The 12,741-nt window shown below is 66.9% G+C and carries 11 protein-coding genes; 4 read left to right on the top strand and 7 right to left on the bottom strand.

The features are described from left to right. Positions 1-3 precede the first annotated feature (3 nt). From H1Q64_RS28435 to H1Q64_RS28420, 4 genes are all read right to left on the bottom strand, one after another. The gene (locus H1Q64_RS28435) at positions 4-825 is read right to left on the bottom strand and encodes a calcium-binding protein (protein ID WP_237907241.1); all 822 of its coding nucleotides are present in this window, start codon (positions 823-825) and stop codon (positions 4-6) included. A gap of 722 nt (positions 826-1,547) precedes the next feature. Continuing rightward, positions 1,548-1,763, bottom strand: coding sequence for a hypothetical protein (locus tag H1Q64_RS28430; protein WP_145624157.1), 216 nt, complete (start codon positions 1,761-1,763; stop codon positions 1,548-1,550). A 71-nt stretch (positions 1,764-1,834) separates the two neighbouring features. Then, positions 1,835-3,208, bottom strand: a complete 1,374-nt coding sequence (locus tag H1Q64_RS28425; protein WP_237907240.1) for an HlyD family type I secretion periplasmic adaptor subunit — start codon at positions 3,206-3,208, stop codon at positions 1,835-1,837. Continuing rightward, complete coding sequence (locus tag H1Q64_RS28420; protein ID WP_237907239.1) at positions 3,205-4,926, bottom strand: type I secretion system permease/ATPase; 1,722 nt, start codon at positions 4,924-4,926, stop codon at positions 3,205-3,207. The genes H1Q64_RS28425 and H1Q64_RS28420 overlap by 4 nt, the downstream gene beginning before the upstream one ends. A 501-nt stretch (positions 4,927-5,427) precedes the next feature. Between H1Q64_RS28420 and galE the strand changes: the two genes are divergently transcribed. Genes galE through H1Q64_RS28405 form a run of 3 tightly spaced genes read left to right on the top strand, consistent with a single transcriptional unit; the run spans position 5,428 to position 8,227 of the window. Then, positions 5,428-6,447: a UDP-glucose 4-epimerase GalE gene (gene galE, locus H1Q64_RS28415; RefSeq protein ID WP_237907238.1), complete on the top strand. Its 1,020-nt coding sequence runs from the start codon at positions 5,428-5,430 to the stop codon at positions 6,445-6,447. A gap of 14 nt (positions 6,448-6,461) precedes the next feature. Continuing rightward, a complete protein-coding gene (locus H1Q64_RS28410; protein ID WP_237907237.1) occupies positions 6,462-6,998 on the top strand; it encodes a MarR family winged helix-turn-helix transcriptional regulator in 537 nt (178 codons plus the stop codon). A 50-nt stretch (positions 6,999-7,048) separates the two neighbouring features. Beyond that, positions 7,049-8,227, top strand: coding sequence for a DUF2336 domain-containing protein (locus H1Q64_RS28405; RefSeq protein WP_269145434.1), 1,179 nt, complete (start codon positions 7,049-7,051; stop codon positions 8,225-8,227). A gap of 143 nt (positions 8,228-8,370) precedes the next feature. Here the strand turns inward: H1Q64_RS28405 and H1Q64_RS28400 are convergent, their stop codons facing one another. The 3 genes from H1Q64_RS28400 to H1Q64_RS28390 all read right to left on the bottom strand — a co-directional run bounded on the left by H1Q64_RS28400 (position 8,371) and on the right by H1Q64_RS28390 (position 11,404). After that, entirely contained in the window at positions 8,371-8,937 is a 567-nt protein-coding gene (locus H1Q64_RS28400; RefSeq protein ID WP_237907236.1) for a TetR/AcrR family transcriptional regulator, read from the bottom strand. Between the two features lie 123 nt (positions 8,938-9,060). Continuing rightward, positions 9,061-10,617 carry a malonate--CoA ligase gene (locus H1Q64_RS28395; RefSeq protein WP_237907235.1) on the bottom strand — a complete coding sequence of 519 codons (1,557 nt, stop codon included), beginning with the start codon at positions 10,615-10,617 and terminating at the stop codon, positions 9,061-9,063. Positions 10,618-10,708: 91 nt separating this feature from the next. Further along, a complete protein-coding gene (locus tag H1Q64_RS28390) occupies positions 10,709-11,404 on the bottom strand; it encodes a GntR family transcriptional regulator (RefSeq protein WP_237907234.1) in 696 nt (231 codons plus the stop codon). Positions 11,405-11,566: 162 nt separating this feature from the next. Here H1Q64_RS28390 and H1Q64_RS28385 point away from each other — a divergent pair, with 162 nt between their 5' ends. After that, positions 11,567-12,706 carry an isobutyryl-CoA dehydrogenase gene (locus H1Q64_RS28385; protein ID WP_237907233.1) on the top strand — a complete coding sequence of 380 codons (1,140 nt, stop codon included), beginning with the start codon at positions 11,567-11,569 and terminating at the stop codon, positions 12,704-12,706. The last annotated feature ends 35 nt before the right edge of the window (positions 12,707-12,741 follow it).

The following is a 12,741-nucleotide window of genomic DNA, read 5'->3' as shown; positions in this document are numbered from 1 at the left end:
GCTTTAGTGAATGACGAAGAAGTCGTTCGGATTGTTGTGAACTTCGTCGGCCGAAACGCCCTTCAGCATGATGCTGTCGCCGTTGCCGAGATCGATGACGGCGTTGCCGCCCATGTCGGTGACGCGTGCCGCCAGATCGGAGGCGTCGTTGATTTCCAGACCGTTGATGTTGCGCTCGATCTGGAGGACGTCCTCGCCCGCACGGAAGTCGAGAACCACGTCCTGGCCGCCGCCGCCGGAGAAGACGAAGACGTCGTTGCCGGCGCCGCCGACCAGCAGGTCGTTGCCCGCACCGCCGTCCAGGATGTCGTTCCCATCACCTCCGGACAGGAAGTCGTCGCCCTCGCCACCCTTCAGGATGTCGTCGCCCGTGCCGCCCATCAGGATGTCGTTGCCGGCGCCGCCGTCCAGGTAATCGTTGTGGCCGCCGCCCGTCAGGACGTCGTCGCCGTTGCCGCCCCTCAGAATGTCGGCGCCGTCGCCGCCGTTCAGGACGTCGTCGCCGTTGCCGCCGTCGAGAATGTCGTTGCCGCGGCCGCCGCTCAGGACGTCGTCGCCGTTGCCGCCGGACAGGTAATCGTCTCCATCCCCGCCATCCAGCGTGTCGTTGCCATTGCCGCCGTCGAGGACGTCGGCCCCGCTGCCGCCGCTCAGGAGGTCGTCGCCGTTCCCGCCGAACAGGGCGTCGCGCCCGTCGCCGCCCAGGACCGTGTCGGCGCCGTTGCCACCCATCAGGATGTCGTCACCGTTGCCGCCGTTGATGAAGTCGCTGCCGTTGGTACCGGTGATGATGTCGTCATAGTTGCCGCCAGGAAGGGTGGCCATGAATCATACTCCTTAACGATGGGATTCGGTGGGGTGGGGGATTTCCTACCCCGAAATGGCGAGGTACCCCTAAGCCTTTACCCAAATACCGTTCGGCAGGGCTGTGACAAAACTAAGGTCAAACCCAGGCAAATCTTGAGTTCATAGAGTCAAAACACAATAATCATCAACGTTCATTACGTCATTGCTGTCACCTTGGCTTCAAAGCCCTTCGAAAATCTAAACATCTAATTTTGTACGTCGCGGCAGATCGGCGTTTTTACGGCCTCTTTCAAAAACGAAGACTCATAATTGGCAAAAGAAACAAAATTGTTTGCCTCTAATACTTTTAAAGACGCCAGGAGGGCGTTTTTGCTGAAATTCGACAAAATGCCTTTAGTTGATCCTTAAGTCCTATGCGTTTGGCTTAGGATTATGTCGTTGATCATTGCACCTCGGAGATGCCGCCGATGCTGCATCGCATTCAAAACCCCGGAATTTTAAAAATCCGGCGGGAAGGACAAGCTATTTTAAAAGCCGGAATTTGAAAGCGGGGGCGGAGCGATGCGGTCCGCTTGGTAGCGCACGGCGTTCGAAAGGCGCTCCACGAGACGACCCGAACGGGCATTGCCCGAGGCCCGAGCCGTTCCGGCGACGCACCGATGTCGGGCCGAAGGCCGCCGGATGGCTGTGGGGCAACGCCCCCGAGGGGACGAAAATTTTTATCTTGCGCCTGTTTCGGATCAGGCTTTCCCGGCCTCTGCGGCATCCAACGCGACCCGCGCCAGCTGCATCAGCTTGTCGTCGACCGCCGCCCGGTCATAACCGGGGCTGTCGGCCAGCGAATCGCGCAGGCGCATGGCGATGAACTCGCCAGTGTGGTGCTTGTCGTAAAGATGGACGTCGCCGATGGCGTCGGCGACGCGCTTCAGGGTGTTCCGGTCCCACTGTGTGGTCATGCTCGCACGCTCCTTTTCTTGCCTGCTGGGCAACGGTGGAGCGTGCGAAATGATCCGGTGCGCCGCCTCGGTCAGTTCTCGCGGAAGGCGCGGTTCATGCCGTCGGTCAAGGGGCTCAGGAAATACTCGATGGCCTTGCGGGTGTGCCCGTGGATCATCACCTCGGTCGGCATGCCGGGATGCAGGTCGACGTTCGGCAGGGCCTTCAGCGCCGCGGCGTCGAGGCTGATCCGGGCGAGGAAATAAGCCTGCCCGGTGCGCTCGTCCTCGAGCTGGTCGGCGGAGAGGGTCAGGACCTTTCCCTGCACCGGCGGGACCAGCCGCTGGCGATAACCGACCAGCCGCACCATGGCGCTGCCGCCCACGTCGATGTTCTGGACGTCGGCGGGGGAGACGCGGGCCTCGACGATCAGCCCGTCGTCCTGCGGGACGATGTCGAGGATGCCCTGACCGGCCGGGATGACGCCGCCCGGCGTGTAGAAGCGCAGGTTGGTGACCCGGCCCGCCTGGGGGGCGACCAATTCCTGGCGCTTCAGCACGTCGCCGGCGCTGCGCAGCCGTTCCGACAGGTCGGAGACGGTGGCTTGGACGGTTTGAAGCTCGTTCCCGACCTCCGACCGGCGGGTGTTGCCGAGGTTGATGATCTCCAACTCCGCCGCGGCGATGCCTTGTTCGGCCTTTGACTTGTCGGCCTGGATCTCGCCCAGCCGCCCCTTGGTGTCGGCGACGTTGCGCTGAAGCTCCAGCATGCGCGGCTTGCGCTCGTAGCCCTTGGCGAGAAGCGTTTCGACGATCCGCAGCTCCTCCTGGGTGTAGCGCAGCCGGTCGTTGGCGGCGACGCGCTGCGACTCCAGCGCCACCAGCTCGTCGCGGAGCTGGCCGATGCGCTTGCGCTGGATGGAGATCTGTCCCTCATAGGCGTCGCGTCGCGATTCGAACAGGCGCTGTTCGGCGGCCAGGGCCTCGGCGGCGACGGAGCTGGTCTTGGCGGCGGCCACCAGCTCGTCGGCATAGACCGGGGCTTTCGCGTCGGTCTGCTCGGCGCGCAGCCGGGCCAGCCGGGCCAGCGAGGTCCAGTATTGACCGTGAAGCTGGGCGACCACCGCGCCGCTCTGCGTGGTGTCGAGCCGCAGCAGGACCTGCCCGGCCTCCACCATGTCGCCGTCCTTGACCAGCAGTTCGCTGAGGATACCGCCCTCCAGATGGGAGACGGTCTTGCGGTGGCTTTCCACCATGATGGTGCCGGACGCGATGGCCGCGCTGTCCAGGCTGGCGGTGAAGGCCCAGCCGAAGAAGCCGCCGAAGCCGATGGCGACGGCCAGCGCCCCGGCCAGCGCGGTGCCGCGCAGCGTCGGCTCGTGCGGCGTCACGTCGATGACCGGCGACCAAGCGGCGGTGAGGGAGGCTGGCGTGTTCGCGGGCTGGGAAAGCGTCGTGTCGGTCATGCGGATTCTCCCGTCCGGACCAGCCGGGCCACCTTCACGGCGCCGCCGGGCTGGACCATCTTCAGCACGTCGGTGCGTTCGCCGAAATGCTCGACCATTCCGTCCTTGAGGACGAGCAGCTTGTCGGCAACGGATACGATGGAGGGGCGGTGGGCGACCATCACGATGGTGGCGCCATCGCGCCGCGCGTGGTTGATCGCGGTCAGCAGCGCCTGCTCGCCCTCATGGTCGAGGTTGGAGTTGGGCTCGTCCAGAACGATCAGGCGCGGCTTGCCGAACAGCGCGCGGGCCAGCGCGATGCGCTGCCGCTGGCCGCCGGACAGGGCGAAGGCGTTCTCGCCGACCGGCGTATCGTAGCCGAAGGGCAGGCGCCCGATCATGTCGTGGACTCCGGCCAGCCGGGCGGCCCGCACGATCTCCGCCGGGTCGGCCTGGGCCATGCGGGCGATGTTCTCGCCGATGGTGCCGTCGAGCAGCGCCACCGACTGCGGCACATAGCCGACATACTGGCCGAAGCTCTCGCGCTCCCACAGGAAGGTGCTGGTGCCGTCGAGGTAGATGCCGCCGGCGGTGGGCTCCCAGATGCCGACGAGCAGGCGGGCAAGGGTCGATTTTCCGGCGCCCGACGGGCCGATGATCCCCAGCACCTCCCCCGGCTCCAGCGCGAAGGAGACGCCGCGCAGCACCGGGCGCTGCAGACCCTTCGGCACATGGCTGACGCGGTCCACGGTCAGGCGCCCGTCGGGGCGGGGCAGCGGCATGGTGCTGCGCCGCGCGCCCTCGCCGTTCAGAAGCTCGCGGATGCGCTTGTGGGCGGTCTGGGCGACGACCCACTGCCGCCAGTTCTCCACCAGATGCTCAAAGGGCTGGAGCAGGCGGGCCATGATGATGCCGGTGGCGATCATGCTGCCCGGCGACGCCTCGTTCCGGATGACCAGCGCGGCGCCCGCGGAAATCGTGGCGATCTGCAGGATCAGCCGCAGCGAGCGGGAGGCCGAGGCCATGCCGCGCGACAGCACCACGCCGCGGTCGATCAGCGAGGCGGAGCCGATCTGCGCCATCTGCCAGCGCCGGGCCAGCGGCGGCAGCATGCCCATGGCCTCGATGGCCTCGGCGTGGCGGACCGTGCTAGCGACGTCGGCGAAGACCTTGGCCGACGCCTCGTTCGCGTCGGCGATGGGGCGGCGGGTCAGTGCGTCGGTCAGCGCGTTCATGGTCAGCAGCAGCAGCGCCGACCCCACCGCGATCCAGCCGTAGATCGGGTGCAGGATGAACAGGATGACCAGGAAGATCGGCGTCCACAGCAGGTCCAGCGGCACCACCACGGCGTTGCTGGTCATGAAGTTCCGCAGGTCGTTCAGGTCGCGCATCGTCTGGCCGGCGTTGCGCGTTCCGCCGCCCAGCGCGTCCACGATGGCCGCCTGCAGCGCCGGCACGTTGAAGCGGTGCGCGATCACCGCCCCGCAGACCAGGAAGGCGCGCGCCCGGATGAAGTCCAGCACGCCGTACAGCACCAACCCGCCCACGGAGATCACCGCGAGCATGGTCAACGTCTCCAGGCTGCGGCTGCTCATCACGCGGTCGTACACCTGCATCGTGTAGAGCGGCACCACCAGCATCAGGATGTTGACGAAGAAGGTGAGGGCGCCGGCCAGCAGCAGGCCGCGTCCGATCTTCCGGTAGGCTTGGGTCAGCAGGGTCCGATCCGTACCGCTCATGCCGATTCCTTTTCTTGCGTCCCGCGTTCCGGCCACGTTCCGGAGACCCGCGTTCTCAGGTTTTGAGGCGGGCCATGAAGCCGGTCATGCAAAGGGTTTCATGGTTAACGAAATATTGAGATGCAGCCGAGCCGCATGAACTCCTTTTGAGACGAAGTCCGGACAAAGGCCGCCCATTGCGTGAAGACCGGTCCCGCGCCATTTCCGCTTACGTCCGACGCTGCGCTGCGGCGTGTGACAACTTTGAGCCCTTACCCCGTCCGACACCGATCGAAAGGGGTATTTGCAGCGCTGTAAAATGTTGTTTCAGCACATTTTTCTGATCATGTTCCGAGCATTTTCCGGCGCTCATGTCTCTTTTTCGTCAACTGGCCTTCCGTCTGAATTGACGGCATGGTGCATCGCGGAACTCTTGCACTTGCCACCGGGGGATGTACGATCCTTTGATGCCGGCGGGTGCCTGGACTGACGAATATTTCTCAAATCCAAGGAATATTTACGATGAACACGCCCCAGACCGTACTCGTGACCGGCGGTGCCGGCTATGTCGGCAGTCACTGTGTGGCCGAACTGCTCGACCGCGGCTTCCGGGTCGTCGTGCTCGACAACCTGCGCCAGGGCCACCGCGCCGCCGTGCCGTCCGATGCCGCCTTCGTGGAGGCCGACCTTGCCGACATGGACGCGCTGACCCGCGTCTTCGCCGAATGGCGCTTCGACGCGGTGTTCCATTTCGCCGCCCTGTCGCTGGTCGGTGAATCGATGCGCGACCCGCATCTCTATCTGCACGGCAACACCGTCAACTCGCTGAACCTGATCCGCGCGGCGACCACGGCCGGCGTGCGCAAGATGGTCTTCTCCTCGACCGCCAACCTGTTCGGCACGCCGGAGCGCCAGCCGATCGACGAGGAGACCACCATCGACCCCGGCAGCCCCTACGGCGAATCTAAGTTCTTCATCGAGCGCGCCTTGCACTGGGCGGACCGCTGCCACGGCTTGCGCTCCGCCTGCCTGCGCTACTTCAACGCCGCCGGCGCGCACCCGAACGGGATCATTGGCGAGGATCATCACCCGGAAACCCACCTGATCCCGCTGGTGCTCGACGCGGCCAGCGGCCGGCGCTCGCACATCGAGATTTTTGGCGACGACTACCCGACGGCGGACGGCACTTGCGTGCGCGACTACATCCATGTCTGCGACCTCGCCGACGCGCATCTGCGGGTGCTGCCGGCGCTGGAGACGCAGAGCGTCCGCTTCAACCTGGGCAATGGCACGGGCTACAGCGTCCGCCAGGTGATCGAGGCGACGGAGCGGGTCACCGGCCTGACGGTCCCGGTCAAGGTCGGGCCTCGCCGTGCCGGCGATCCGGCGGTGCTGATCGCCTCGTCGGAGCGCATCCGGGGCGAGCTGGGCTGGGCGCCGCGCTTCCCCGATCTGGACAGCATCATCGGCAGCGCGTGGGAATGGCGCCGCCGCCATCCGGGCGGCTACCGCGGCCCGGCCGTGGCGCAGGCCGCCGAGTGACGGAGAGACGAGGGATGAGCACGCAGCGCCGGGCGGGCGCCGAATCCAAGCCGGCCGAAGCCAAACCGGACGCCATCGATGCGACGGAACTGGCCGAGTATCACGGGCTCGCCCGGCTGATCGAGCGGATGCACCGCCGATTCCTCGACGTCGTGCGGGCCGGCCTGTTGCGGCAGGGGATCGACGACATCGGGCCGGTTCAGGCGCTGATGGTCATGCTGATCGGCGACGACGAGCCGTCGGTCCGCGACCTGATGGAGCGCGGCTATTATCTTGGGTCCAACGCCTCCTACAGCCTGAAGATCCTGGTCGAGGCCGGCTACATCGACCGCGGCGCCAGCCAACGCGACCGCCGCACGGCCCGCCTGCGCCTGACCGACAAGGGACGGACGCTGCGCGACGAGCTGTTCAATCTGGAGCAGGTGCAGGCCAGCGCCCTGGTCCGCAACGAGGCGGAGGCGGCCGACCTGAAGGCCGCCTACCGCACGCTGCGCCGGCTCGACCGCATCTGGGGCGATATGGTCCGCTACGCCGGCCAGGGCCTCGATTGAGTGGCTTGACTGAACAGCCTTATGCATCTCCCACCCGCAGGCATCCGCACATGACCGACTCATCCCTGTCCATCCGCGACGTCGAGCGCCTGCTCGAATCCTCGTCGGCGGAGGCCCGCATCGACACGATGCAGAAGCTGGCCGGCGATCTGGAGAAAGGCGGGCTGACCGACGCCGAACGGTCGCTGGCGCTTGAGGTGATGCACTGCTTCGCCGCCGACGCCCAGGTGGCGGTGCGCGAGGCGGTGGCCTGGCAAATCCGCAACAACGCCATGCTGACCGCGGAGCTGGCCGAGCGGCTGGTGAAGGACGTGGCCCGCGTGGCCTTCCCGATCCTGCGCGACGCCGGGAGCCTGAGCGACGAGTTGCTGCTCGACGTGCTGGCGGACCCCGACGCCGGCAAGCACATGGCCGTCGCCAACCGCCACACCGTGTCGGCGCGGGTGGCTGGGGCCGTCGTCGAGACCGGCAACGTCGCGGTGGTGACCGCCCTGCTGCGCAACCCCGGTGCGGAGGTGGCGGAACCGGCGCTGCACCGGGCCTTGGACCGCTTCGGCCGGGTGCGCATGGTCAGCGAGGCCGCGGCAACCCGCCCCGGCCTGCCGCTGGCCGTGGTGGAGCGGCTGGTCGCCTTCGTCTCCGACGCGATGCGCGCCACGCTGGCCCACAGCCATGGCCTGTCCAAGGATCTGGTGGACCGGCTGGCCAACCGCGGCCGCGAGTCGGCGACGCTGCGGCTGCTGCGTCCGGCGCTCCGCGGCTCGGAGGATGTGGAGGCGGTGGCCCGCTGGCTGCACGCCAACGGGCGCTTCACCGCGGCGCTGCTGTTCCGCGTGCTGTGCGCGGGCGACGTTGCGCTGTTCTCGGCGGGGCTGGGGGCAAAGGCCGGCATCCCGGCGGAGAACGCCCGCAAGCTGGCCTGGGACGACGGGGCATTGGGGCTGCGGGCGGTGCTGAAGAAGGCGTCGGTCGCGCCGGTCCTGGTGCCGCCCTTTCAGGTGGCCATCGCCACGGCCAAGCGCATGGGCTACGAGGGCAGCGACAACCGCCGCGACGATTTCCAGGCGGAGGTCATGGCCGACCTGTTTGCTGCCCTGACCCCGACGAACGAATGGGTGGTGGATGAACTGCTGCTGCAACTGTTCGACGGCGCGTCGGACGAGGTGATCGACCGCGCGCTGGATCAGGCGGGCTTGCCCTTCGCGCCGGTGTGCGGGACGGGGACGTAACTTGCGGGTGGGGCAACGCTTGCCCCCTCCCTGACCCTCCCCCGCTTCGCAGGGGAGGGGATTGGTCTCCCTCCCTTGCGAAGCGGGGGAGGGAAGGGGCCCGCGGCAAAGCCGTGGGAAGGGTGGGGGCAACACCGCGCTCGCTAGACAACCCCCTCCGGCACCAGCACTTTCCCGCAGATGTCCCGCGCCTTCTCGAACCGGTCCGGCGCGGCGGAGCGTGCCAGCAGCCCTTCCCCGAAGATGAACGAGTAGAACAGATACGCCCGCGCGAAGGCGTCGTCGGGGTCCAGCCCCAGGCCGGCGAACAGGTCCGACACGCAGCGCAAACGCTCGCGGTCGACCTCCGCCACGATCTCCGACGCGCGGGGGTCGCGGCGCGCCCAGTCGCGCATCGCCAACTCGATGGCGATGCCGCGCGGGTTGCTGCTGCCGCCGTAGAGCGACAGAACGTGGCGCAGCCCCTCGGCCGGCGTGCGGCCGTCCAGGCGGGTCTGCGCCTTGATCGCCTCGATGCGGCCGGTCTTCCAGCCCTCCAGCATCGCCTCCACCAGCTCCATCCGGTCGCGGAAGTGCCAGTAGAAGCTGCCCTTGGTCACCTTCAGCCGCTTGGCCAGAAGCTCGACCCGCACCTGCTCGACGCCGCCCTCCGCCAGGGCGGAAAAGGCGGCGGACAGCCAAGATTCACGGTTCAGCGTCTTCGCTTCCATCGGTAACACTCCGGAGACCATACGGCAGCGTATCGAGTCGCCGATGGCCTGTCCACAACCCACCGGGTGGAAAAAAGCCGAACCTTATACGGATTTGACCGGAGAGGGGAAGCCCGGCGCGCCTCAGCGCGCCTTCGCCGTAGTGAACAGATCCTTGTGGGCGTCGCGCAGCAGGTTCTTTTGCACCTTGCCCATGGCGTTGCGCGGCAGCTCGTCCATGAAGAAGACGCGCTTGGGCACCTTGAAGTTGGCGAGCTGCTCCTTGCAGACGGCGATCACCGCCGCCTCGTCCGGGGTGGCGCTGCCAGGCTTGCGCAGCACCACGGCGGTCACCGCCTCGCCGAAGTCGGGGTGCGGGACGCCGACCACCGCCGATTCGACCACCCCGTCGATGCCGTCGATGACCGTCTCAACTTCCTTCGGGTAGACGTTGAAGCCGCCGGAGATGATGAGGTCCTTGGCGCGCCCCACGATGTGGACGTAGCCGCGCCCGTCCACCTTGCCGACGTCGCCGGTGATGAAGAAGCCGTCCGGCTTTATCTCCTGCTTCGTCTTCTCGGGCATCCGCCAGTAGCCGGAGAAGACGTTCGGCCCGGCCACCTCGATGATGCCGATCGCGTCGGTGCCGAGGCTCGCGCCGGTCTCCGGGTCGACGACGCGCACCGACACCTCCGGCAGCGGGAAGCCGACCGTGCCGGGGATACGGTCGCCGTCCAGCGGATTGGAGGTCAGCATGCCGGTCTCGGTCATGCCGTAGCGCTCCAGGATCGCGTGGCCGGTGCGGGCGGAGAACTCCTTGTGCGTGTCGGCGAGCAGCGGCGCCGAGCCGGAAACGAACAGCCGCATGTGCGCCGTCGCCTCGCGCGTCAGGCCGGGATGGGCGAGCAGGCGGGTGTAGAAGGTCGGCACGCCCATCATCACCGTGGCGCGCGGCAGCAGCCCCATGACCTGCTCAGCGTCGAACTTCGGCAGGAACAGCATGGAGGAGCCGTTCAGCAGCACGCAGTTGGTCGCCACGAACAGGCCGTGCGTGTGGAAGATCGGCAGGGCGTGCAGCAGCACGTCGTCCGGCTGGAAGCCCCAGTATTTGTGCAGCGTCAGCGCGTTGGAACCGAGGTTGCGGTGGCTCATCATCGCCCCCTTCGACCGCCCGGTGGTGCCGGAGGTGTAGAGGATCGCGGCCAGATCGTCGGCCTCGGCCGGGACGGTCGCGAAGTCCGTGCCCTTGCCGGCGGCCTGCTCCGGCAGGGTGCCGTCGCCGTGGGTGCCGAGAGTCAGCAGATGGGCGACCTTGGCCTTGTCAGCGACCTCGCGCAGCGCGTCGGCGGATTCGGGACGGGCGACGAAGACGTGCGGCTCGGCATCGGTCAGGAAATACTCGACCTCCGCCTTTGTGTAGGCCGGGTTCAGCGGCAGGAAGACGCCGCCCGCCCGCACGGTGGCGAGATAGAGGATGATGTTCTCGACCGACTTCTCCACCTGGACGGCGACCCGGTCGCCCTTCTTCAGGCCGAGGTCGGCGAGCAGGTTGGCGTAACGGCCGGTCAACGCCTCAAGATCGCCGTAGGTGACGGTGCGGGCGTTGGCGGTGCCGGGCTCGGTCTCGGCGAAGGGGCGGCTGCGGTCCGCCGGAAAGCGGGAACGGAACAGCTCGAACAGATTGCCACCCACGTCGGACATTATGATTCCCTCCATGCACCCGGTGATCCGGTGTCCAGGGTGTAGCACGGGCACCTGTTGTCGGCCACATCTTTGTATACGGAAGACCGGGTTATTGTATTTCGTTTCCGCCCATAATGGACACGAACTCGGTGAAGATGTCGATCTGGATGGTCACATGGCGCCGCATGGCGGCGTAGGCGGCCTCCGGGTCGCCGACCAGGATCGCCTCCACCACGTCGTCATGCTCCTTGAAGCTGTCCTTGACGCGGTAGGGGTGGTTGAGCTGGTAGCGGCGGTAGGGCGCCAGCCGGGCGAACAGGCCGCGCGCGATCTCCTGCAGCGGCTCGTTGTGGCTGCCCGCCTGGACGGCCTCGTGGAAGGAGCGGTTTACCGCGTAGTAAGCGTCCAGCTCCCGCGCCTCCATATGCGCCTTCGAGGTGTCGTGCAGGTGTTTCAGGGCCTGCTTCTCCTCCTCCGACATGCGGCGGGCGGCGAAGCGGGCGCACAGCCCTTCGATTTCCGACATCACCTCGAACATCTGCACCATGCGGTGCAGCTTCAGCGGCGCCACCACCGCCCCCTGGCGCGGCTGCTTTTCCACCAGCCCGGCGTGGACGAGCTGGAGGATCGCCTCCCGGATCGGGGTGCGGGAGATGTTGAAGCGCTGGGCGAGGCTTTCCTCGTCCAGCCGTGTTCCGGGGCGCAGCCGGCCCAGGAAGATGTCCTCCTCGATGGCGAGCCGCACCTCGTCGGCGCGGGTGGCGCCCTTATCGGTGGTCTTGCTGGCGGCAATCCGGTCGCTCATCCCGAGCGTGTCCCCTTCCTAGTCCGCGGCTTTCCGCCGCCCCCGTCTCTGTATACAAGAGATGGACAGCGCGTATCCAGCATGATAGTCCTTCCATCCAACAATGAGAACCGGAGATCCGTCATGGATCTCCGGGCCACTGCGGTTCTGGGGAGGATGCGCATGGATTTTGCGCTTTCGGAGGAGCAGCAGGCGTTCCGCGACACGGCGCGCGATTTCGCGCAGCAGGAAATGGCGCCGAACGCCGCGCACTGGGATGAGAACAGCGTCTTTCCCGTCGACACCCTGCGGCAGGCCGCCGCACTCGGCTTCGCCGGCATCTATGTGGAGGAGGAGTTCGGCGGCTCCGGTCTCGGGCGGCTGGACGCGGCGCTGATCTTCGAGGAGTTGTCGGCGGCCTGCCCGTCCACGGCGGCCTACATCTCCATCCACAACATGGCCTCCTGGATGATCGACCGCTTCGGCAACGCGGAGCAGCGTGAGCGCTTCCTGCCCAAGCTGACGACCATGGAGCATTTTGCCAGCTATTGCCTGACCGAGCCGGGGGCGGGGTCCGACGCGGCCTCGCTGCGCACGCGGGCGGAGCGGGACGGCGACCATTACGTGCTGAACGGCTCGAAGGCCTTCATCTCCGGCGGCGGCACGTCGGACGTCTATGTCTGTATGGTCCGCACCGGCGAACCCGGTCCCAAGGGCATCTCCTGCATCGTCGTGGAAAAGGGGACGCCCGGCCTGTCCTTCGGCAAGCAGGAGCACAAGCTGGGCTGGAAGAGCCAGCCGACCTCGGCGGTCATCTTCGAGAACTGCCGCGTGCCCGTCGCCAACCGCATCGGCGAGGAGGGCGAGGGCTTCCGCATCGCCATGAAGGGTCTGGACGGCGGGCGTCTGAACATAGCCGCCTGCTCGGTCGGCGGGGCGCGCTTCTGCCTGGAGCAGGCCATTGCCTACACCACGGAGCGCAAGCAGTTCGGCAAGCCGCTGAACGCCTTCCAGTCCCTGCAGTTCAAGCTGGCCGACATGGCGACGGAGCTGGACGCCGCCCGGCTGATGCTGCACCGCGCCGCCGCCAGCCTCGACGCCGGGTCGCCGGAGGCGACCGCCCATTGCGCGATGGCCAAGCGCTTCGCCACCGACGTGGGGTTTCAGGTGGTGAACGAGGCGCTGCAGCTCCACGGCGGCTACGGCTACATCAAGGAGTACCCGATCGAGCGGATTTTCCGCGACCTGCGGGTTCACCAGATACTCGAAGGCACCAACGAAATCATGCGCGTCATCATCGCCCGCCACCTGACCGGCGGCTGACAGCATCACAACAAACAGCGTCACAGTAAGACTAG

This window comes from Azospirillum brasilense (assembly GCF_022023855.1).
GTDB classification, from domain to species: domain Bacteria; phylum Pseudomonadota; class Alphaproteobacteria; order Azospirillales; family Azospirillaceae; genus Azospirillum; species Azospirillum brasilense_F.
The sequence above is the reverse complement of the archived record's forward strand: the minus strand, read 5'-3'. Positions and strand labels throughout refer to the sequence as shown.